At 38.5% G+C, this 21,773-nt stretch carries 18 protein-coding genes; 4 read left to right on the top strand and 14 right to left on the bottom strand.

Features of this window, described 5'->3' with window-relative positions; all coding sequences use genetic code 11:
- Window positions 1–120: 120 nt before the first annotated feature.
- From QZ265_RS00560 to ilvA, 5 genes are all read right to left on the bottom strand, one after another.
- A complete protein-coding gene (locus QZ265_RS00560; RefSeq protein ID WP_296402321.1) occupies window positions 121–1,065 on the bottom strand; it encodes a YdcF family protein in 945 nt (314 codons plus the stop codon).
- A 51-nt stretch (window positions 1,066–1,116) separates the two neighbouring features.
- Window positions 1,117–2,283, bottom strand: coding sequence for a UDP-N-acetylmuramate dehydrogenase (gene murB, locus QZ265_RS00555; RefSeq protein WP_296402319.1), 1,167 nt, complete (start codon window positions 2,281–2,283; stop codon window positions 1,117–1,119).
- A 106-nt stretch (window positions 2,284–2,389) separates the two neighbouring features.
- Window positions 2,390–2,902, bottom strand: coding sequence for a low molecular weight protein-tyrosine-phosphatase (locus QZ265_RS00550; protein ID WP_296402318.1), 513 nt, complete (start codon window positions 2,900–2,902; stop codon window positions 2,390–2,392).
- 161 nt (window positions 2,903–3,063) lie between these two features.
- Window positions 3,064–3,498, bottom strand: coding sequence for a S4 domain-containing protein (locus QZ265_RS00545; RefSeq protein ID WP_296402316.1), 435 nt, complete (start codon window positions 3,496–3,498; stop codon window positions 3,064–3,066).
- Between the two features lie 354 nt (window positions 3,499–3,852).
- Window positions 3,853–5,406 (bottom strand): threonine ammonia-lyase, biosynthetic, encoded by a 1,554-nt coding sequence (gene ilvA, locus QZ265_RS00540; protein WP_296402314.1) that lies wholly within the window; start codon window positions 5,404–5,406, stop codon window positions 3,853–3,855.
- A 347-nt stretch (window positions 5,407–5,753) separates the two neighbouring features.
- Between ilvA and rpiA the strand changes: the two genes are divergently transcribed.
- Together rpiA and QZ265_RS00530 are read left to right on the top strand one after the other, a co-directional pair.
- Window positions 5,754–6,413 carry a ribose-5-phosphate isomerase RpiA gene (gene rpiA / locus QZ265_RS00535; protein ID WP_296402313.1) on the top strand — a complete coding sequence of 220 codons (660 nt, stop codon included), beginning with the start codon at window positions 5,754–5,756 and terminating at the stop codon, window positions 6,411–6,413.
- A 190-nt stretch (window positions 6,414–6,603) separates the two neighbouring features.
- A complete protein-coding gene (locus tag QZ265_RS00530) occupies window positions 6,604–7,449 on the top strand; it encodes an alpha/beta hydrolase (protein WP_296402311.1) in 846 nt (281 codons plus the stop codon).
- 171 nt (window positions 7,450–7,620) lie between these two features.
- Here QZ265_RS00530 and argF read toward each other — a convergent pair whose 3' ends face one another.
- The 8 genes from argF to QZ265_RS00490 form a co-directional block, all read right to left on the bottom strand.
- Window positions 7,621–8,541 carry an ornithine carbamoyltransferase gene (gene argF, locus QZ265_RS00525; protein ID WP_296402309.1) on the bottom strand — a complete coding sequence of 307 codons (921 nt, stop codon included), beginning with the start codon at window positions 8,539–8,541 and terminating at the stop codon, window positions 7,621–7,623.
- 109 nt (window positions 8,542–8,650) lie between these two features.
- The gene (gene alr / locus QZ265_RS00520; protein WP_296402307.1) at window positions 8,651–9,814 is read right to left on the bottom strand and encodes an alanine racemase; all 1,164 of its coding nucleotides are present in this window, start codon (window positions 9,812–9,814) and stop codon (window positions 8,651–8,653) included.
- A gap of 108 nt (window positions 9,815–9,922) precedes the next feature.
- Window positions 9,923–11,563: an AarF/UbiB family protein gene (locus tag QZ265_RS00515; RefSeq protein ID WP_296402333.1), complete on the bottom strand. Its 1,641-nt coding sequence runs from the start codon at window positions 11,561–11,563 to the stop codon at window positions 9,923–9,925.
- Between the two features lie 142 nt (window positions 11,564–11,705).
- Complete coding sequence (locus QZ265_RS00510; protein ID WP_296402305.1) at window positions 11,706–12,032, bottom strand: zinc ribbon domain-containing protein; 327 nt, start codon at window positions 12,030–12,032, stop codon at window positions 11,706–11,708.
- A gap of 142 nt (window positions 12,033–12,174) precedes the next feature.
- Complete coding sequence (fmdA, locus tag QZ265_RS00505; protein ID WP_296402304.1) at window positions 12,175–13,431, bottom strand: formamidase; 1,257 nt, start codon at window positions 13,429–13,431, stop codon at window positions 12,175–12,177.
- Between the two features lie 476 nt (window positions 13,432–13,907).
- Window positions 13,908–14,621: a hypothetical protein gene (locus QZ265_RS00500; protein ID WP_296402302.1), complete on the bottom strand. Its 714-nt coding sequence runs from the start codon at window positions 14,619–14,621 to the stop codon at window positions 13,908–13,910.
- Between the two features lie 153 nt (window positions 14,622–14,774).
- On the bottom strand, window positions 14,775–15,797 hold the full coding sequence (ubiE, locus tag QZ265_RS00495; RefSeq protein ID WP_296402331.1) for a bifunctional demethylmenaquinone methyltransferase/2-methoxy-6-polyprenyl-1,4-benzoquinol methylase UbiE: 1,023 nt from the start codon (window positions 15,795–15,797) through the stop codon (window positions 14,775–14,777).
- A gap of 242 nt (window positions 15,798–16,039) precedes the next feature.
- On the bottom strand, window positions 16,040–16,720 hold the full coding sequence (locus tag QZ265_RS00490; protein WP_296402301.1) for a hypothetical protein: 681 nt from the start codon (window positions 16,718–16,720) through the stop codon (window positions 16,040–16,042).
- A 511-nt stretch (window positions 16,721–17,231) separates the two neighbouring features.
- Between QZ265_RS00490 and QZ265_RS00485 the strand changes: the two genes are divergently transcribed.
- On the top strand, window positions 17,232–18,914 hold the full coding sequence (locus QZ265_RS00485) for an ATPase (RefSeq protein ID WP_296402299.1): 1,683 nt from the start codon (window positions 17,232–17,234) through the stop codon (window positions 18,912–18,914).
- 231 nt (window positions 18,915–19,145) lie between these two features.
- Window positions 19,146–20,759, top strand: coding sequence for an inorganic phosphate transporter (locus tag QZ265_RS00480; protein WP_296402298.1), 1,614 nt, complete (start codon window positions 19,146–19,148; stop codon window positions 20,757–20,759).
- A gap of 287 nt (window positions 20,760–21,046) precedes the next feature.
- Here QZ265_RS00480 and QZ265_RS00475 read toward each other — a convergent pair whose 3' ends face one another.
- Window positions 21,047–21,562 carry a hypothetical protein gene (locus tag QZ265_RS00475; protein ID WP_296402297.1) on the bottom strand — a complete coding sequence of 172 codons (516 nt, stop codon included), beginning with the start codon at window positions 21,560–21,562 and terminating at the stop codon, window positions 21,047–21,049.
- Window positions 21,563–21,773: the final 211 nt, after the last annotated feature.

Genomic DNA, 21,773 nt, shown 5'->3' with positions numbered 1-21,773 from the left:
GTATAGTAGAGAATATGGCAAAACTAAAGCTCATATTGACTGCTTAAAGATATATGTTGCTATATTATACTCCTTTATAGTTTGTACCCATGTAATTTAAGCACTTAGCAATAGAAATAATCAAAAAGTCTTCACTTCACCAGGTTTGCGGCTTCGTAGTAAGGTTTCAAAACTGACATCGCTAGCCTGACGACAATTGTTTTGTGGGGCAAAAACGTCACGAGCATATGCCGCTAACTCGTATAAAGTACGCCGAGAATGCTGCGCATTATTAATGGGTTCCAACCATCCTTTTTCCATAGGTAAAGCTGCAGGAATAGGAATGGCATGAATGCCATTTAAGGCAAATTGACGTCTAGCACGGGTCATATGATAGGCATCAGTGATTAGATATACATCTTGAAGATGCAGCCGCTTGGCGGTAAATCTTGCATTTTCACAGGTGTTCATACTGGCATTTTCAGTAATGACATTTTCTACACCATGACTGTTAAGCCAATCTTTCATCCAAGCTGCCTCGACACCCGTCAATACAATTGGGAGAGGATTGATATGTTGATACTTCATAACAGTCTGCATTCGAATTAGGCTGTATTTATTGAGTACAATCTCAGGCTTATGTAAGTTTGAAGCGGATCCTTTGCGCTTTTGGGAAGTCTTTTTTTCCACTTTGTAACCAGCTGAGATACTAGACTTCATTTGATAAGTATTTTCATTAAGATCAGATCTATTGTTATCTGAATGGTCGTTGTAAGTATCTGCTTCGGTTAGACCACCTCCTAATACCACATATGCTGTTGGAAGATGATTTAAAGACAAGTCTAAAGAGATATGACCTGGGTGATGCACAGATTTTGTTGTTTTATCAGAAATCTCAGAAGAGGGTGTCAAAATAGGAGGTGGCTGATGATTGACTTTAGGTATAGGCAAATGATTCAACAGCCATAAACCCACATTTGAAAAAACAGGGGTATAAAACCCTACCATTGCAATTAATCCTAGCGATAAAGATACCAAAGAGGCTCTTATCACTAAGTTTGCAATAGGTATAAATGATCTTTTCATTACATGTGAAACCAAGCAAGGTGGGTTAAAAGACATCATATCAATAATGCATCAATTATTATAATTTGTCTTGTTATTGACCCAAACAGGCTCTCGTTCTAAATCTATGCCAAACTTATCTTGGATCGTCTTTTGAATTAGCTGCTGAGTAGCCAAAATATCTTGTTGTGAAGCCGGTGTACTATTATAGCTATCTGTATGATTAACCAATACCAAAGCTTGTTTGGCATGAGTTAGAATAGGAGCAATGCCTTTACCTTTAAGTCCTGCATTCTCAATCAGCCAACCAGCAGCAACTTTGGTCTCGTCATTAGTTACAGGATAGCCCACGATGTTAGGATACTGAGACTTCAACTTAGTAAATTTATCGTTGTTTATAGTAGGATTCTTAAAAAAACTACCGCAATTTGGCAATAGCTTAGGATCAGGTAATTTGGATTGACGTATTTCGATTATAGCCTGCATTACATCTACGGGCGATGCTTCACTACGGTTATTAGCCTTAGCTTTACTCAATGCAAGAGTCGCAACATCGCCATAATTGGCATTAACTTGACTATCGTCTTTATGAAGTTTAAAGCCGACTCGAGTAATGAGCCATTGCCCAGCTTCTTGCTTAAATTTACTGTCTCGATATCTAAACTGACATTCTGTTTTATCAAACTTATGCCATGTTTGGGTAGGTAGATGAAAAGCTTTTAAATGGGTCATGCAGTCTTCTAATTGCACACCATAAGCGCCAATGTTTTGTACAGGTGAAGCACCTACAAGACCAGGTATTAACGCTAAGTTTTCTAAACCATACCAACCTTGATTGACAGTAAAAACCACCAACTCATGCCAGTTTTCACCGCCCATGACTTCAATGATAACGCTATCTTTATCTTCAAAAAGAATTTCAATGCCTTTATAATTTGGATGTAACACGCCAGCATTAATGGTTTTTGGCAAAATAACGTTACTGCCACCTGATAATACAAAAATCGGCACATCAAGTTGATTAAGTTCGGCCACCGCAGGCTCAATCTCAGATTCATCTTTGAGAACAATGAGTCTATCCGCCTGACAAGCCAAATGCATGGAATTGTAGTCAATTAAGTCAGCATGCAATATGCTAATGTCATCCAAGTTAAAAGCACCAATCTTTGTGTTGACGGTAGTAGGACAGATGTCTTGGGAGTTAACTTGTGATTTATGGGTCTGGGGTATGATACTCATAAGCGATAATGGCTCAATAAAATGGCTAAACAGACTTTAAAAATTATCATAAAAAATCAAAGCAAATAAAAACTAGTCATATAAGAATAAATGAGCTTAAAGCTACTTAATGTTGCCAAGTATTTATCCAGGTATCTATCCAAGCATCTACAGACGACTCTAGTCTTTTAATGACTTCTTCAAAACCGTCTGCCCCACCATTGTATGGATCAGGAACATCTTGATTGAGATAACTGATATCTACTTCACTCATCAGTGCTAAACGTCCTAGCTTATCAGAACTTACATTTTGGGCAGCAACGTCTCTAATTGCCTGCAAGTCTTTAAGGTTCTGCGCATCCATCGCTAAAATCAAATCAAAGTCTAGAAAATCTTGAGGACTTACTTGACGCGCAACGAGTTTACTAATGTTATAGCCATTTTGCTTAGCGTGGCTTTGCGCACGTGAGTCAGGATGTTCACCAATGTGCCAGTCACCTGTTCCCGCAGAGTCAATTTTCAAAGTTAATCCAGCAATAGCAGTGCGTTGTCTCATTATGCCTTCTGCCGTTGGTGAGCGGCAAATATTGCCAAGACATACTAATAAAATAGACTTAGGTATTTCATCTGACTTAGGCATAATTTAACCTTAAGAAAATAGAGTTTAATAACAAAATGTGGATTAAAGACTTTTATATACAAAAAAAGCCTTTTTGAAGTAAAGGCTATTCTAACAATGTTGGACACTAAACGATAGGGTTACCGCACATGCAAAGGTTGGTGTTTTGGCTATTGACCAGCCTATTCCTCTTGGTATTTAAAACGATGCAAATCACGGCGCTGTTTTTTATTAGGTTTCGTGTCTGGCCGTGCAAGATTAGCCAATTTACGCTGCTCGGCATAGTATTCACGTCTTTTGATACTCTCTTCGGTCTCCTCATATAAGGCTTGAGCAAGGGTAGCATTGCCCCGTTGAACCGAGAGGTCTTTTACCATTACTGTTTTTTCAGTCATAGCTGTTGCTGAACCTTGACGAATGGTTAGCTCATCACCTATGCTAATTTCTTTACTTGTTTTGACACGGCTGCCATCAAAGTGCACCTTTCCGCCTTCAATGGCCTGTTTTGCAAGACTACGAGTGCGATAAAAGCGTGCTGCCCACAGCCATTTGTCTAAGCGTACCTTTTGAAGATATTGGTTGTTATTAGTTGAATCATCTCTTTTTAAATTTGCCATAATCGTCCAATAACCCTATTTATCAAATTCTGAGTAAGCATAGTAGTTTTTGATTATGCTAACGATCAGCTACTATCTATATTTATGGGGCAAAATAAACTAAATTCAATTCATAAAATTTTTTGTTGATTGGTCTATAAGCTTTTTATCCTTCTATTAAATACCACTTTTAACTATTGAATTCTATTTAAACATGGATGAATATTTTACCCAGTACCAGCTTACCATTATGATAAAAAGGAGTAAGTTTAGCTTGACTCAATAAATGTATGGCTGAATTATTAAGATATCTATTACCGCTAGATTCAGCATCTATTATCATCATGCATATGATCAGCACACATACCTTAAACACTACTTCAAAAATAACTTATAACCCACATTATCTGTGATAGCGGTACAATCATAACCAATCTCTTGTAAGGTATCTTGTACTGCCCGTGAGCTTGAAGCTGTCGCCTGAATACCCACCAAAACTCGACCATCGGCAGCACCATGATTGCGGTAATGGAACAAAGTAATATTATAATCCGTACCCAGTTTTTCTAAAAAGTTTAACAGTGCGCCTGGACGCTCTGGGAAGCTAACTTTGAACAACTGCTCATCTTCAAGTCCAGCATGACCACCTATCAAATAGCGAATATGTGACTTGGCAATCTCATCATCGGTTAAATCATGTGCATCATAACCAGCTTCATGCAAAGAGTCTGCAATAATATGACGCTCTTTATCGCCTTCTTTTAAAGCAATACCGACAAAAATGCTGGCAGGCTCTAAAGAATCAGGTGAGCTTCCACTACGCGCACGGTAGTTGAATTCAGTAATGTTACGACCCTTTAAATCACGGCAGAATTCTAAAAAGGCTCCTGTACGCTCAGGAATGGTAACCGCAAACACCGCTTCTTTTTTCTCACCGATCTCAGTTCTTTCAGCGATATAACGCAAACGATCAAAGTTCATGTTAGCACCAGAAATAATGGCGATACAGTTTTTACCAGTTACTTGATACTTAGTTAAATATTTTTTCATACCTGCTAGTGCTAAAGCGCCTGAAGGCTCTACAATACTACGTCTTTCTTCAAATACATCCTTTACAGCAGCGCAAACTTCATCATTAGTACAAGTAATGACTTCTTGCTCAATTAATTTGCCTGAATTGTCACTTTTGTGAAGATTGAAAACTTCATACGGCAACTCGCCAATTTGTGCCACGGCTGTACCATCAACGAACAAGCTTACTTGAGATAATTTGACGCGTTCACCGGCTTCTATAGCAGCTTTTAAGCTCGCTGCACCTTCAGGTTCAACTGCGATGATTTTAACTTGTGGTGCAACATCCCCTAAGAAGGCTGCCACGCCAGCTAGTAAACCGCCGCCGCCTACTGGTACGAATACATAATCTACATCACGCCATTGCTGATTAATTTCAAGCGCCACGGTGCCTTGACCAGCAATGACCAGTTCGTCATCATAAGGTGGAATATAAGTAAGCCCCTCTTTAATAGAGCGCGCAATAGCATACTGATTAGAGACATCGAAGCTATCACCATATAAGTCAACGTTCCCGCCCAAAGCCTTAACTGCTTTAACTTTAATATCTGGAGTAGTGGTGGGCATGACAATAATATTTTTAAGCCCTAGTTTATTAGCAGAGAAGGCCACACCTTGAGCATGATTACCTGCTGAAGCACAAATAACGCCTTGTGCTTTTTGTTCAGCTGACAACTGACTAATGCGGTTATAGGCGCCTCGTAACTTGAATGAAAATACAGGCTGTAAATCTTCTCGCTTTAAACGAATGTCATTATTAAAACGAGTCGATAGCTTTGGTGCAATATCTAAAGGTGTTTGGATAGCAACGTCGTATACGGTAGCCTGAAGGATGTTACGAACCCATTTTGATAGCATAGATGATCCTAAATGTTTATTTACTATTAACTTGACTAATTAATAGTCTGTTTACGCATGTTCGCTGACTCAATATTAAATTGAGTCAATATTGCAATTTTATAATCGTTTAGCCTATGCTGTTTTTTTAATTCCTGCAAGTTTTAGTGACGAATTTATTGATGATATTAGTTTATTGGTTCAATAACTTTTATTAGGGCGTTTTAATAAAGCTATTTCATGGTAAAAATGGCGAAAAATTAGGACGGATTTGATATTATGGCAACTGTTAAAATAATGTCGAAAGGTGGTTGTTAAAACCATTTCATGTTTTCACCTACGTAATTTCATAAATGAAAAGGGCAGTTATGAGTCAGCAACTAAAGCTTAAACAAGAAGTCGCACAAGCCGCATTGGCATTAATTGACGACGGTATGATTCTGGGTGTGGGTACTGGCAGTACGGTAAACTGTTTGATTAATTTATTACCAAAAATTAATCTTAAAGGGGCAGTGGCCAGCTCAAAAGTAACCCAAGATAAGTTACAAGCTTTAGGCATCGAGGTCATGGATTTAAACTATGTTGGTGAGTTGGACCTGTATATTGACGGTGCAGACGAGGTCAATCCAAATCTACAACTTATCAAAGGCGGCGGCGGCGCTTTAACCCGTGAAAAGATTGTGGCTGCAGCTTCCAAACAGTTTTTATGTTTGGTTGATGAGAGCAAGTGGGTAACACAACTAGGTCTTGAGTTTCCAGTACCGATTGAGGTTTTGCCACAAGCACGGTCTTATGTGGCACGTGAATTGGTTAAAATGGGTGGTGAACCCGTTTACCGTGAAGGTTTTGTGACTGATTATGGTAACTTAATCCTTGATACCTACAATCTTGAGATAACCAGTGCCACTGAAATGGAAAAAACGTTAAACAATATAGTTGGTGTTGTCTGTAACGGTATTTTTGCCGCTAATCAAGCAGATAAATTGTTGATTGCTAAGTCAACAGGGGTTGAGCAGTTACAGCGTTAATATAAAAATATTTTCTTCTACTAGCTAGTTTATGGTTAAATAAATAGGTAACTGTCTTTTGAAAATGTTTTCACAACTGTTTTAACAACGGTTTAATCTACCGCTTTAAGAAATGCCTGTCGTCAATTGTATTAACGACTTACTTTTTTTATGAATTAATTATTAATCTACTGACAAGGATGTCAAAATTATGCCTATGATCTCAATTAATGGCGCCGAAATATATTACGAAGATAGCGCTCCTGAACAATCAAACTTACCCCTAGATCAACAAAAACCTGTCATGTTGTTTGCGCATGGTTTGTTATGGGGCACTCATCTTTATGATAAACAAGTCGATTTCTTCAAAAAAGACTATCGCTGTATTGCGTTTGATTTTCGAGGACAAGGAAAATCTGAGGTAACCAAGACAGGCTACGACATGTATACCTTAGCCGATGATGCCATTGCCTTATTACAGTCTCTAGTTATTGATAAATGTCATTTTATAGGCTTATCAATGGGAGGCTATGTGGCACAGCGAGTGGCATTAAAACGCCCTGATTTATTACATTCACTGATTTTATTAGATACAGCAGCGGAAGCTGAAAATGAGGCAAAAAAAGCCGGTTATAAAAAATTGCTCAAAGCCATTTATTGGATAGGACTAAATAAAGTTGGTAAAAAAATAATGGCCATTATGTTTGGTGAAACCTTTTTAAATGATAAGTCACGCAAGAAAGAGTATAAAACTTGGCTTGAGTACTTAAAGCAAAACAATAAAAAAGGAGCCATTAAAGCCACAATAGGGGTGATTGAGCGCGATGATATATTAAGTCGACTGTCAGAAATTCAATTGCCTACATTAATAGTAGTAGGTGACGAAGATAAGCCCACCCCTTATGAAGAGGCTCAAAAAATGCACTTTGCTATTAAGGGCTCAAAACTTGCTGTTATTAAGCAATCTGGACATAGCACCCCTGTAGAACAACCTGAACAATTAAATGCAGTTTTAAAAACCTTCTTAATGCAAATAGTTAATAAGGTAGAGATGTAAAGTTCATATGCTGCCTTTCACGGCTTGATCGTAAATATTTTAATGATTATATAACTCAATAATTGAGGCTAAGCAGAAATTGTTTAGCCTTTTTTATTTGCTACTGGTTAAATAATTATCAAAGTTGGTAATCAGAATTGGTTTATATATCAAAAAGTTTTGGAACTATACTTAGTTTAATTTGATTTTGTCTTTTAACAAAAACTCCATCAAAGCTTTTTGTGCATGCAATCTGTTTTCGGCTTCATCCCAAACCACAGAACGCGGATCATCTAATAAGTCATGCGAGATTTCTTCACCACGGTGCGCTGGCAAACAATGCATAAACAGTACTTCAGGATCTGCTTTATCTAGCAATGAGGGGGTTACTTGATAAGGGGCAAAACGGCGGGCACGGGTACTTTGTTCACTTTCTTGCCCCATACTTGCCCACACATCGGTCACAATCAAGTGAGCGTCTTTGGCTGCATCTTGAACATCTTCCACCAAGCTAACACAGTGTTTAAACCTTTCCATTAAGTCTGGATTAGGCTCAAATCCGTACGGGGCTGCCACCCTTAATTCAAAGCCAAACTGATTGGCTGCGGCCATAAACGAAGAACACATATTGTTGCCATCGCCCACCCAAGTGACAATTTTATCTTTAATACTACCGCGATGCTCATAAAAAGTTTGCATATCAGCCAACAGTTGACAAGGATGTAAATCATCGGTTAAAGCGTTGATAACCGGTACCGAGGAGTATTCCGCAAACTTTTCTACTTTTTCGTGCTCAAAGGTACGAATCATAACGATGTCCACCATACTTGAGATAACTCTTGCTGAGTCCTCAATTGGTTCACCACGGCCTAATTGAGTGTCTTTTGGAGATAAAAATATAGCATGTCCACCAAACTGACCCATACCAGTTTCAAATGAGATACGGGTTCGGGTAGAGGACTTTTCAAAGATCATACCAAGGGTACGACCCACAAATGGCTGATAGATTTCGCCAGCATGTTGCATCTTTCGAAGCTCACTTGCTCGCCTAATTAGCGCTTCAAGTTCGGTTGGAGTCAAATCGAGTAGAGTTAAAAAATGACGCACGCTCATGTGGCTCTCTTTAAATTACAGTAAATTAACAAATTAGTGAATAAAAATTAAATGACTAAACTGTCAGTATAGCGAACTTTTTGACTATGTGAAAACAGTTCAATGCTATTTATTGAGTAATACGAATGGGGCGCTGGGTCACTCTGCATAACAACTCATAGCCTAACGTATGAGCTGAGCTTGCGGTATCATCGACACTAGGTGCCCCTTTTTTTGGATCACCCCACAAAGTCACCTTACTCCCTACTGAAGGATTAGGCACATCTGTCAAATCAATGGCTATCATATCCATAGCAACTCGGCCGATTACTGGACACTTATAGCTCATCCTTGCATTGGCTGTTGATGAATTCTTATTACTGTGAGTAGCGTCATCAAAAGGCTGCACACTAACCCAAGCTGAGCCATCAACCACTCTCGGATAGCCATCTCCATAGCCAATACTTACAATGCCTTTGACGATAGGGCGATTGGCAACAAAACGACTGCCGTAACCCACTGGGGCGCCTGCAGCGATATTGTGTATGGCCATTAAGCTTGCCTCAAAGGTCATCACTGGTTGTAAATTTAATTGCTTAGCGCTGATAGCATCTAAAGGCGTACTGCCGTAAAGCATAATCCCAGGACGAACCCAGTCAAAATGACACTCAGGAAAATTAATAATACCAGCAGAGTTGCACAATGACGCTTTAATGTTGGCATCCACTTGACTTCTTAATTGTTGAAGCGCTTCGGTAAATATCTTAATTTGGTTAGCATTAGAGGCATGAGCAGGACGATCAGCATTGGCGAAGTGACTGGTCAAAATAAGCTTATACCCTGCATCAACCAATGTTTGTGCCACTGAAACCAATTCTTCAGGTTCAAAGCCTAAACGGTTCATGCCTGTATTTAACTTAAGCCAAACTGTTCGGCACGGAGAATCCAATTGCGGTAATTGATTTACTGCCCACTCAACTTGATGTTGATGATGAATGATACTTTGGCATTCAGCTGCAATAGACTCTGCCCATTCTTGCTGGCTAAATACCCCTTCAATCAGAACCAACTCTTTTTGCCAACCCAAATCGCGAATTTGTTTTGCCTCAGTAAAGCACGCTACGCCAAGACCATCTGCTTGCTGCAAACCAGATAAACAGTTTTTTACCCCATGACCATACGCATCCGCCTTGACCATTGCCAGAATTTTGGTTTGTTCAGGAATGGCTTTAATAACTTGAGTTAAGTTATGAGTTAAAGCGGCAGAGTTTATGGTTATGGATGCACTACGCATGGTCGACTCTCACTAAATTTCTAAGCTGGAATGTGGATATAAAATACTTGACCGTACGTTGACGGTCGGTATCAATACATCAATTACGGGCTAGGTTTTATTTATTATTTACCCCAAAATGCGCCAAAGTACAAATAATATGGCCAAAATATAAAATATAGGAGACAGCCAGCCAATAACTTGAATAGCAATTGCAACACTAATGATAAAGCCTGCCAAAGCAATCCAGTCTTTACGTCTGTCGTTTAACATATCGGCTCGAATTTGCTGTATTTCACGCAGCTGTTGGTCTTGTCTAGCCCCTTGTGAGGCCATGCTTTGTAGGCCCTGGTCAAGTAGTTTAGGCACCTGTGCGGTAGATAGTAATAGTTCCGGCAATTGTTCTCGTAGCTCTCGCATATTGCGAACAGGGTCTAACTGTTCTTTAACCCAACCGGTTAAAATAGGCTTCGCCAACGACCAAATGTCTAGCTCAGGGTATAAATCACGACCTAAACCCTCAACGTGTACCAATGTTTTTAATAGCAGCATAAGTTGCGGCGGAATACTCATGTGATGACGGCGAGCAATATCAAGTATTTGCATCAATACTCCAGCGAAGTCTATTTCATTAATAGGCTTTAAAACCATAGGAGCAATGGTGCGACGCATATCACGAGTTAAAGCGTGTTTATCAGTATTGGGCGGTATCCAGCCGGCACGACTGACAATGTCTACTAGATTGGCGAAATTATTATTCATAACCGCCAATAGCATACGCGCCACGATCATTTGATCATCTTTCGATAGCTCTCCCATTATGGCACAATCAAGACCAATGTATCTTGGGTTATGGCGATATGGTTCTGGTGTATCTGAAGGTAAGGTTTCAACGAATACGTTACCAGGATGCATATCGGCATGGAAAAAGTTATCGCGGAAGACTTGGGTAAAGAATATGGTTAAGCCTTTTTCGGCAAGCGCAGCACGGTCATAGCCTAATTCATCAAACACATGAGTATACGAAATAGGCGCGCCTGTAATGCGTTCCATGATCATCACATTTTTTGAATCTGCATAGACTTCTGGCACATACATCATCGATGAGCCTAAAAAGTTATTACGCATTTTGATAGCATTGTCTGCTTCAAAGGTTAGATCAAGCTCATTGAGCATAATCTGACGATAGTCTTCGACCACATCTATAATTCGTACAGAACGCGCTGCTTCAATACGAGCCGATGCCCACTGCGCCATATCTCGAAGTAGTTCAAAGTCTGAAATTATTCGTTCACGAATGTCGGGGCGAACAACCTTTACCACCACTTCACGACCATCATGTAAAGCTGCGGTATGAACTTGAGCAATAGAGGCAGCCGCCAAGGGTTTGGTATCAAAGCGGGCAAATAACTCATTAATAGTTCTGCCTAAGCCATATTTTGAATCTTCGATTTGGGCAATGGCAATATTGACATCAAAAGGTTTAACCCTATCTTGCAGTTGCACAAGTTGTTCGATGATTTCAGGGGTGACCAAGTCGCGTCTGGTTGATAGCAATTGACCTAGCTTTAAGAACAGCGTCCCCATCTCTTCTAGGGCAAATTTAACCCCATTTGGCTGATGCTTCTTCCCCCAAGCAGCAGGATGAGACTTAATCATACGCGCCACAGATTGAAGCTGAGGTGCTTCTTCTATTGGAAAGTGAGTATCAAGGCGATGATGAGCAGCGATGCGCCAAAGCTCGAGTAGGCGTTTGCGATGAGATAGCAACATAGTATAGATGATTCACTAAAGTCATAAAGGTGCGAATATCATACCATGCCACGGCTAATTTAAGAATAAAGGCTATTTCTATTATTTAAAAGCAACTGCTCTAGGTAGGAGCAGTTGCTTTGATTTATAAACTATAAGTTTAATGGCTTATCATCCAGGGACGCTGGGTTGGAAAATATTTGTTGCCATCACTAGTTAACATGGTCGTTGAAGAGGTATTGGCACTTTGCATGCTATCGGGTCGTAGCAATCGTGAACTGTGCTTAGGTTCATGCTGTGCCTTTTCATTACAAGCACAGGCTTGCCTTTTGTTTGCATCCATATTCAAAAGTACTGGTGCTACCAGAATGACGCGCTTGCTTTGGGTAAGACAGTGCGGACACGGTTTGGTTGCTGCATACTCTGACAATGCTACCAACTCATGGAATACGCCATGATTTTCACATTTGTAATCATATACTGGCATAGCTAAAATCCTTATCTCATACTCTATTGACTAAACCTAAATGACTGAACCTAAATGACCAAATCTATCTTACTAAATCTATATAAATTAACTAATGTTACCCTTTTTTTTGTACTATCAAATAAAAAAAATCACACTGAGTTTATTTTAACTTGGGCGGGTTGGGTGCTAAAGGCAAATCAATGACAAACTTACCCTTATCATCTATGTCATTATCAACTTTTTGCTCAGATCCAGGATTGATATCGAAATCAAATATTTCAGTAGGCACCCATAGCGTTGCACAAGCGTTTGGCACATCTACCACCCCACTAATATGACCTTGGACAGGGGCACAGCCCAAAAGTGAGTACGCTTGAGCGCCACTATAGCCAAACTTTTTAAGATAATTAATAGCATTTAGAACAGCTTGTCGATAAGCAACATTTACATCCAAATAGTGCTGCGTCCCTTCTTCATCAACAGAAATTCCTTCAAAGATCAGATAATCTTTGTAGTTAGGCGTTAACGGACTAGGTTTAAAAATAGGATTCTTGATTGCATATTTCTCCATGCCATCTTTAACGACTTTAACCCTTAGGTGTATCCAGCCTGCCATTTCGATTGCACCACAAAAGGTAATTTCGCCATCACCTTGACTAAAATGTAAATCACCAACAGATAATCCTGCGCCATCCACATAAACTGGGAAATAAATCTTAGCGCCTTTGGTCAAATCTTTAATATCACAATTACCACCATGTTCACGTGGAGGCACTGTTCTAGCTGCTTCAGCGGCAGCTTTGTCTTTATCAGCACCTGTCATTTTTCCCATATGTGCTGTTTTGGCAAATGGCATATTGGCAAGTACAGGAACCCGATCAGGATTGGTATCAACAAGCGCTTGTTCACGCTCATTCCACTTTTGTAGTAAATCATGTGAGGGTAGAGTACCTATTAATCCAGGATGAATAATACCTGCAAATTCAACATTAGGGATATGCCTTGATTTGGTAAATATACCATTGAAATCCCAAATAGATTTTTGGGCTTCAGGAAAATGCTCGGTTAAGAAACCGCCGCCATTATATTTTGAAAAGAATCCATTAAAGCCCCATTGGCTATTATCAAATGTTCCTATATCCAAGATATCGACTTCTAATAAGTCACCAGGTTTAGCCCCCTCAACTCCAATAGGCCCTGATAAAAAATGTACTTGAGTTAAGTCCACATCACGAACATCTTCAGCGCTGTCATCATTTTTAATTTGTCCACCAGTCCAGTCGTAGCATTCTAGAATGAAATCATCCCCTGATTTGACGTAGGTGGTCATAGGAATATCAGGATGCCAGCGATTATGAATGTTTTCATTGTCATAAGGCGATTCGTTTAGATTAACTTTCACTAATACATCAGTCATAGCATTACCTCTTAAAATATGGTGTTTGTAGTTAGAATAAGGGTTGGAGAATGTACTAGATATCAAGCTAAACTAATATAATAAGAACCTTTTAACTTAATATTTATTGCTATATTAATTGAATCAAAATTCGGTAAAACTGGCATCATAAGTGTCCATAATAGTACTAATATATGTTATATGAGGTAATAATTATAGCTAGTGTTATTAGAATTAGCTCATAATAATATTCATGTCCGCTTATTATGTATAGTGCAAAATTGATGCCATTACTTATTACATAAAGGAACTAATTAGCATAAATAGCAGATTTAAAAATGGTTCAAATTCTTAAATGTTTTTTTGATGTATTGAATGTTTTTAGTGAATAGTAGAAATCAGAGCAACGGTAAAGATTAAAACATTAAAGCTTCAAACCATCAAAAAAGCCACTTCAAGTTTGAAGTGGCTTATAAAGCTATCAAAAACAAAACAAGCTAAGACTGATTTTGAGCTTTAAAACGAGCCTGTTCAGCTTTAATCATAGCTAGGCGTGCCTCTTCTCGTTGTACATCGGCACGTAGTTTCAACAGTTGTTGCTTTAAGTCGTTGGCTTCCTGCTCTTCCACAGGATCAGGTGTTTGATTGCCAGCTACTTCATTGGCCCAATCCGTAACGTCATTAAAAGCATGCTTAGCAGTATGGCGTACATTGCCCTTTAATGACTTAATTAGAAGACTAAGCTGCATAGCGAGAGGAATACCAATTAGAGGTTCAAGCTGACCGGCTATATCCGGATTAAATCCAGATATTAACTGCTTAACTTGCATTAATACTCGATAATCGCCTTCAATAGGTAAGTTACCGCTTGAGTCACGTATCAAGTTTAGAAGCTCTGCTGGATTATTAACTTTGATGATGCAATCGGGCAGGATACGACCCACTGAAGCATATTCTTGCCATGCTTGATCTCGCTGCGAATCAGACGCATTACCTTGCTTCTCAAAGACACTATGATCAATCTTAGAGACAGGCTCAAATCTAATGTGATCTTCATTGAAATGCACATCAATACTAAATTCAGGCATGGTCATAGTTAAGCGTAAAACTTTACCTGATAAAGGCGTTAAGCCCATCTTAGTGATTTCATCACTTAAAATTGCAAAATTAATTAGCTTTTCTATGCCGGTTAAAATTAGAACTGTAATCATATTTTATCGCCTAAAATTCATATAGTCTGTTAGTAATCTGGAAAGTTAAATTCTCACCATTCACTTAGCATGACTACTTTTAGTGTGCATTGAATGAACATCGCATACCAACGTATGTATAGCTACGTCTATAGATATACTTTCAAACACAATTTACTTTTTAAAGCCACGATGTACGGCTACGATACCTGCGGTTAAGTTATGATAGTCGCAATTCACAAAACCTGCATTTTCCATCATAGTTTTTAAAGTTTGTTGGTCAGGATGCATACGAATAGACTCAGCTAAATATTGGTAACTTTCAGCATCATTTGCTACAAGTTTGCCCATAAGGGGTAGCGCAGTGAACGAATATAAGTCGTAAGCTTTAGATAAAGGCTCAAAAATAGGTTTTGAGAATTCTAAAATAAGCAAACGGCCACCTGGCTTTAGAACACGATACATAGAGCGCAGTGCGGCATCTTTATCCGTGACATTACGTAGACCAAAACTAATCGTTAATAAGTCAAAGCTTTCATCTTCAAAAGGGGCTAAAGTTTCAGCATTTGCTAGCACGAAATCCACATTATTGCAGCCAGCGTTAATCAAACGCTCACGGCCCACATCTAGCATAGCGGCATTAATATCAGATAGAACCACTCTACCGTTGCGACCCACTTCACGGCTAAAGGCTTTAGCCAAATCACCCGTCCCGCCAGCAATATCTAGAACATGTTGGCCGGCACGAACCCCTGATAAACTAATAGTGTAGCGCTTCCATAGACGATGAATACCAAATGACATCAGGTCGTTCATAATGTCATATTTTTTGGCTACTGAAGTAAACACATCTGCAACTTTGGCTTGTTTTTCAGCTTTTTTAACTTTTTTGTAGCCAAAATGAGTTTCTTCAAGGCCATCAGTATCGGGTGTATGTGGATTATTGATATCGTCTTTTGGGTTAAAACGAGGTAACTCACGTTGTCCTGTTAAATCTGAAAAGTTTTGAGTAGCATGACTGCTTGTTGGTATATTTTGTGCACTATTGGTTTGATCGGTATTCGTTTGAGTACCGTTAGTTTGTGCACTGTTAAATGGACGAGTAGTTTGCTGACCTTGTGGCGTGCCGGCAGGTAACTTTGACACATCACCAAACTGATCGTTTAAAACGGTTTGCTTAGAAGAGGTTGATTGCAGGGACTGCTTAACTTGAGCATTGGTGTGATTGCTATGGTTGATAGAGTCTTGCACCAATTTATTTTGTAAGCTTGCAGTGTCATCGTTTTGATTATTTGACTGAGTCATTATAGATCCTGATTTTATTATTTGTAAATGGACGCTCTATTGTAGCTATAAATTCATTATAATGAGTCCAAACCGTTTATAGCTTATAATACATCGATTAACGTATGGCTACTTATTTGCCATAGCAGCTTTTGTTAAGCATCACGATGTACTTCATCAATGATAGTCAGCTCACGCTCACAAAATGGATCTATAAAGCTACCAACGCTTTTTAAGGGCTTCATCGCGGCAAAGCCAGAATCGATAAAGTCATATAAGGGTTGTAAATTATGCTTATAAGCTTGGTTTTTAGCCAATTTGAATCCCTTCTGTAAAATAAAAGAGTTCAAGTATTTATCGCTTCGGTAACACACTTGCTTTAAGTCTTCTATTTGCTGGCGACGAGCCACTTCATCATCTACAGCCACATAAGCCTTTTTCATATTGGCTTCATTAACGTCTAGATCGTTTTCAATAAGCCACTGAGCCAATTTAAGATCAAGTTTGGTTGAAGTAATGGCCGTTTTTACACCTAAGATACCAGTTTCAAGCGCATTAGACGGGGCGAGTTTTTCGACTTTTTGGGCTTTTGGTACAATTTTTTCAAGTTGGCTAACGATCTGATTTAAGCTATCGCCACCATAAAGGTGTGTTAAAAAATAGTCTGCCATTGGCTTATTTTTTGGTTGAGAAAAAAGGTCTGCATGTGTTTTTCGAATACGGTCTTTTTGCCAGTTTTGTACCTCAGTTAATTTTGTAGCTAGCTTAGCATCTTCATGTTGTGGTAATTCCCAAAACTGTTTTAATTCAACATTTAAATCGGATAGGGCAGACATTAATAAACTCCTGATTATGGTTAGAAACTTTTATTTTTAGTAGTTTGTTTTAAAGGGTTTGAGGTTTAAATTTATTCAATAAAGATTAAAATGATGACACTATAATCATTGTAAGAACTTAAAATCTGAGAAACTAACTAATTTGCCAACATTCAGCCACTAATTTGGTATGAGTTAAATATGAATTATGTTGCAAACCATTTTTGCTGTCATAAATGTATGGCATTGTGTTTATCGTATGCATTATAGTTGACAAAATCATTGGTTGAAAAAATTAGTTAATTAAAATAAAGGCTATCTTAAATAGTAAATCAAACCAAATATTATCTTATTTTATCAAACCTAAATTTAATTAAGATAATACTATATGTAAGCACCACATAATATCAAAACCTAACACAAGACTTAAGTATATTGACTGTATAGAACTTATAACAGACTATGACACAGCAAATGAATAATTCATTAATAATATAAGCGAATTAAGGATTTTAATTTAAAGGATAAAAAAATGACTAAAGATAATAAAAATGAAGTTAAAGAATTGCGTATTACTGCTGACCCTTTGAGTAAGTTTCATTTGAGTAATGATGAGTTAAGGTTAGAGATGGTCAAGGCTCAGTACGCTTTGCGAGAGACAAGGCAAAAAGACCAAGCCACAGGTCTGTTAGTATTGGTCAATGGCATGGAATACTCAGGTAAAGGCGAGGCAGTGTCTCAGCTACGTCAATGGGTAGACCCTAGGCTGCTTAATGTAGAAACGACTATTGGTACAGTACCAAGTAAATACGAACCTATCTGGCAATCTCATGTAGAAAAGTTGCCCCGTCATGGCAATATAACGGCTTATTTTGGTAACTGGTATGCAGACCTTATAGAAGGTGCTTTACGTATCATAAAGCAAGATAAGGGCAATGAAAAACGAGAGGATGATGAACTTGAACGATGGGAGATATATCTACGTCATGAGCTTAAGTTATTGGCAGAGTTTGAAGCTGATTTAATAAATAACCATACAAAACTTTTGAAATGTTGGTTCCATATTGATGAAGATACTCTAAAGCATCGTATTAAAGATGATAAAGAGGATCCACAGTGGTTGTATCATATGGATTGGCAAAGCAAAAAGAAAGTAAAACGATTTAATAAAATTGCCAAAATTATTTTAAGTCAGCAACAAGATTGGGTCATTATTGATGGTAGTGATTCTGAAGAGATTATAAATAAATCGCTAAAAGAAGATTATGAAGACCAAGGTTATTCAGAAACAGCTAACTTGCAGTTTTGCCATGAAGTGCTACATGCCACCCAAAACGCCCTATTAAGCAGCTTGCAAAATGACAGCAAGCATCCTTTGGTCTCTGATAACAGTCAAAACATCAATGCTGCCTTTTCTTGGGCAGATGTCCCAGATAAACTTACCGATATCGATGATTCCGATATGGACAAGAACAATTATCAGAAATCATTGGCTAAAAAGCAAAGTCGCCTAGCAGAGTTATTGCGTGCTCGTGCAAATCAAACTTGCACAGAGGATAAAGATGAAGATAATGATGCCAAGTCCAAGAATCATCATGTTATTTTTGCTTTTGAAGGCATGGATGCAGCAGGTAAAGGAGGGGCTATTAAACGATTGGTTGCGCCTTTAGACCCGCGTGAATACCAAATATATAATATTGCCGCACCTGATCAAATTGAATTGCAACACCCTTATCTTTGGCGATTCTGGAGACGTTTGCCTGAATTCTCACCCAATCTAAAAGAAGAGCGTCTAAGCCGAATAGCTATTTTTGATAGAACTTGGTACGGTCGAGTATTGGTTGAGCGCATTGAAGGATTTGCTAGTGAAGCGGCTTGGCAACGTGCTTATAAAGAAATTAACCGCATGGAGCGAGACTTAACTGAAAAAGGCACCATTATTATTAAATACTGGTTGGCTATAGATAAGCAGGAGCAATTAGAGCGTTTTGAGGAAAGACAAGAAACACCGCATAAACAGTTTAAGATCACAGATGATGACTGGCGCAATCGAGACAAGTGGCATAACTATGTACAAGCAGCGGCAGATATGCTGGCACGTACTAGTACTAAACATGCGCCTTGGCATGTTGTCGCTACCAATGATAAGCGTACGGCAAGATTGGCAGTGTTAGATCATGCCATTGCTCAGCTTGAAAAGGTGATTGAGGTTTAGATTAAAAAAAACGACGGTTTTAAGTTTTATTTAACAAAGGTATAATGTAATGAGATTTTATTTGCTGGCATAAAAGCTTGCAAATTTATCTCGCTAGTCTTATTTAAAACATGCATCTTTGCATGTTTTTCTATTTTATTAATTGTCACAATCAAATGGACTTGTATTCACTCATTGAAGCCCCGATTTCGCGGGTTTTTATATTACCATCTACGCTAGGCAATAATAATCATGTTTCAACCCTCAAGTACACCCAATAGTAGCCAATTTCAGGGATCGTCAAAGGCTAACTTTATATTTGGTCTTTTGTTTTTAATCATTACTGCCTATTTCATTTGGTGGGGTCTAAAGTATACCAACCATCATCAAACATCTTTGCTTATTGTCGCCACTTTATTTGGTCTTTTTATGGCCTTTAATATTGGCGGTAATGATGTGGCAAATTCATTTGGTACATCAGTTGGGGCGGGAACGCTTACTATTCCACAAGCCTTAGCTGTGGCTGCAATTTTTGAAGTATCAGGTGCAGTTATTGCTGGTGGAGAGGTAACGGACACTATTCGTAAAGGGATTGTTGATCTAAATTCTTTGGGTCCTGCGGTTACACCAAATCTATTTATCTATGTCATGTTATCAGCTCTTATTGCAGCTGCATTATGGTTGTTATTCGCTACTAAAAAAGGTTTGCCAGTCTCTACCACGCACTCGATTATAGGTGGTGTGGTAGGTAGTTCGATCGTAATGGGTATTCAAATAGGCGGCACGCAAACGGCACTATCTACAGTTCAGTGGGACCAAATCGCTGAGATTGCCCTGTCTTGGGTTATCTCTACTATGTTAGGCGGCTTATTGGCTTATTTTATATACGGTCAGATCAAGTTTCATATTTTAAATTACAATGACCTTGTTGAAGAGCGCTTAAGTGAACTAAAACTGTTTAAAAAAGCCCTTAAGAAGCGTCATAAAGATTGGTTAAACGAGCTGGCTGAATCTTTGCAAATTTCTTATACATCAAAAATGATACGTGACCAAGAAATCTTTAAAGATGAAGATACCCAAAGAGAAGATTTAGAAACCGATTATTATCAAGAGCTTTATGATATTGAGCGTGAAAGAGCCAGTATCGATACCTTAAGAGCCTTACGAAATTGGGTACCTTTAATTGCTGCTTTCGGTGGCGTGGTTATGACCGCTATGGTGGTTTTTAAGGGTTTAAGTAATGTCAAACTGACCTTTACCTCATTGCATGGCTTCTTATTAATGATTATGGTTGGTGCCTTAATTTGGTTGACTACCTTTATCTATACTAAGAGTATTAAAGGTAAAAACAAAGAAGATCTATCACGTGCAACCTTTGTTCTATTTAGCTGGATGCAAGTGTTTACAGCGGCAGGTTTTGCTTTTAGTCACGGTGCTAACGATATTGCTAATGCTGTAGGTCCATTTGTTGCCATTATGGATGTTATTCGCACCAATGCCATTGCTAGTGAAGCGACTGTGCCAGCGCCTGTCATGGTGACTTTTGGTGTGGCTTTGATCGTTGGTCTATGGTTTATTGGTAAAGAGGTTATCCAAACTGTCGGTACTAATTTAGCACAAATGCATCCAGCTTCTGGGTTCTCAGCAGAGTTGTCCGCAGCTGCAGTGGTTATGGGAGCATCTATATTGGGTTTGCCAGTCTCTAGTACGCATGTTTTGGTAGGAGCGGTATTGGGAATAGGTATGGTCAATAAAAATACTAACTGGGCTTTAATGAAGCCGATTGGTTTGGCATGGGTAATAACTTTACCAGCGGCGGCATTCATGTCTATGGTCAGTTACTTGATACTGACGACTATATTTTAAGTTATTGATAGTATGGTTTATAGCTGCATAAAAGTATGGACTTGGACTAGGTAAAATTAAGTTTTTTGATAAAATTAAGTTTTTAAGTCTTTTAAGTTCTAACGTCTTAATTCAACGTGTTTTACAAAACAAAGCCCCCAAAGATTATGGAGGCTTCAGTTTGGTTTATAAGTTTGATATTTAAAGAAAATTAGGCTGATTAAATTTTAATGAAAATTAAGTATCGCTACAATTAGAACTGATATTAATATAAATATTGCTGATACCAATATCATTGCCAAGACTAATTAGACATTGCCACTATGTTGTTTCTGCTGTAAGCTTTTTGCCAAGTTGTAGCACTCATTAATATGCTCAGTAGCTATTTTTTTGAAAATCATATAACCCATTGTCGCTGCAACCATTTGGCCTCCAAGTGGCACAAATTTAGTTACCTGTTTCGCAACTATACGGCCACCATAACCTTGAACAGTTTTTTTGAGCACACCGCGAGTTGCCATAAGACCAGCAAAATCTACCGCACGATTTTTCATCTCATTCCAATGAACTTCTTTGGAATCTAAGTCAATAGCAGCTTCAGGTTGTGGAATAAGGCCAAAACGAGCACTTATCTCAGGTAACAATTGAGTCAGCATGCCAGCATCAATAGCCATGTCAACGAAGGGAACTGGTATAATAGCAGCCCCTGCAGAGAACCTAGCCCGTTTTTTTACCAATTGCTCACACTCTTTTTTTATTTTGTCTAGATTTAAACTTGGGTCAATTGACTCAGGTAGTTTTTCAGTTGCAGGAAGAGTTATCATGAAGCATCCTCAAATAAATTAATTAAATAGGTTTTGTAAAAGCACAATTGTGCTTTAAATTGCAAATAGTATTCAAATAAAGCTATATAATAAATACGCTGATTCAAATATTAAGTTATAAATTCAATCAACTTGGTTATATCGCTAAACATAGTTTTCTCAGTAATCATGTTCATATCACGAATTTTAAAGATTTCAAAATTTGATACAA

The organism is Psychrobacter sp. (genome assembly GCF_018260395.1).
In the GTDB taxonomy this organism is placed as follows: Bacteria; Pseudomonadota; Gammaproteobacteria; order Pseudomonadales; family Moraxellaceae; genus Psychrobacter.
Note: the sequence above shows the minus strand (reverse complement) of the source record. Positions and strands in the feature narration are given on the sequence as shown.

Coding starts and splice junctions, on each gene's coding strand:
- QZ265_RS00560 (WP_296402321.1), bottom strand. CDS start 1,065: ATGAAAAGATCATTTATACCTATTGCAAACTTAGTGATAAGAGCCTCT.
- murB (WP_296402319.1), bottom strand. CDS start 2,283: ATGAGTATCATACCCCAGACCCATAAATCACAAGTTAACTCCCAAGAC.
- QZ265_RS00550 (WP_296402318.1), bottom strand. CDS start 2,902: ATGCCTAAGTCAGATGAAATACCTAAGTCTATTTTATTAGTATGTCTT.
- QZ265_RS00545 (WP_296402316.1), bottom strand. CDS start 3,498: ATGGCAAATTTAAAAAGAGATGATTCAACTAATAACAACCAATATCTT.
- ilvA (WP_296402314.1), bottom strand. CDS start 5,406: ATGCTATCAAAATGGGTTCGTAACATCCTTCAGGCTACCGTATACGAC.
- rpiA (WP_296402313.1), top strand. CDS start 5,754: ATGAGTCAGCAACTAAAGCTTAAACAAGAAGTCGCACAAGCCGCATTG.
- QZ265_RS00530 (WP_296402311.1), top strand. CDS start 6,604: ATGCCTATGATCTCAATTAATGGCGCCGAAATATATTACGAAGATAGC.
- argF (WP_296402309.1), bottom strand. CDS start 8,541: ATGAGCGTGCGTCATTTTTTAACTCTACTCGATTTGACTCCAACCGAA.
- alr (WP_296402307.1), bottom strand. CDS start 9,814: ATGCGTAGTGCATCCATAACCATAAACTCTGCCGCTTTAACTCATAAC.
- QZ265_RS00510 (WP_296402305.1), bottom strand. CDS start 12,032: ATGCCAGTATATGATTACAAATGTGAAAATCATGGCGTATTCCATGAG.
- fmdA (WP_296402304.1), bottom strand. CDS start 13,431: ATGACTGATGTATTAGTGAAAGTTAATCTAAACGAATCGCCTTATGAC.
- QZ265_RS00500 (WP_296402302.1), bottom strand. CDS start 14,621: ATGATTACAGTTCTAATTTTAACCGGCATAGAAAAGCTAATTAATTTT.
- QZ265_RS00490 (WP_296402301.1), bottom strand. CDS start 16,720: ATGTCTGCCCTATCCGATTTAAATGTTGAATTAAAACAGTTTTGGGAA.
- QZ265_RS00485 (WP_296402299.1), top strand. CDS start 17,232: ATGACTAAAGATAATAAAAATGAAGTTAAAGAATTGCGTATTACTGCT.
- QZ265_RS00480 (WP_296402298.1), top strand. CDS start 19,146: ATGTTTCAACCCTCAAGTACACCCAATAGTAGCCAATTTCAGGGATCG.
- QZ265_RS00475 (WP_296402297.1), bottom strand. CDS start 21,562: ATGATAACTCTTCCTGCAACTGAAAAACTACCTGAGTCAATTGACCCA.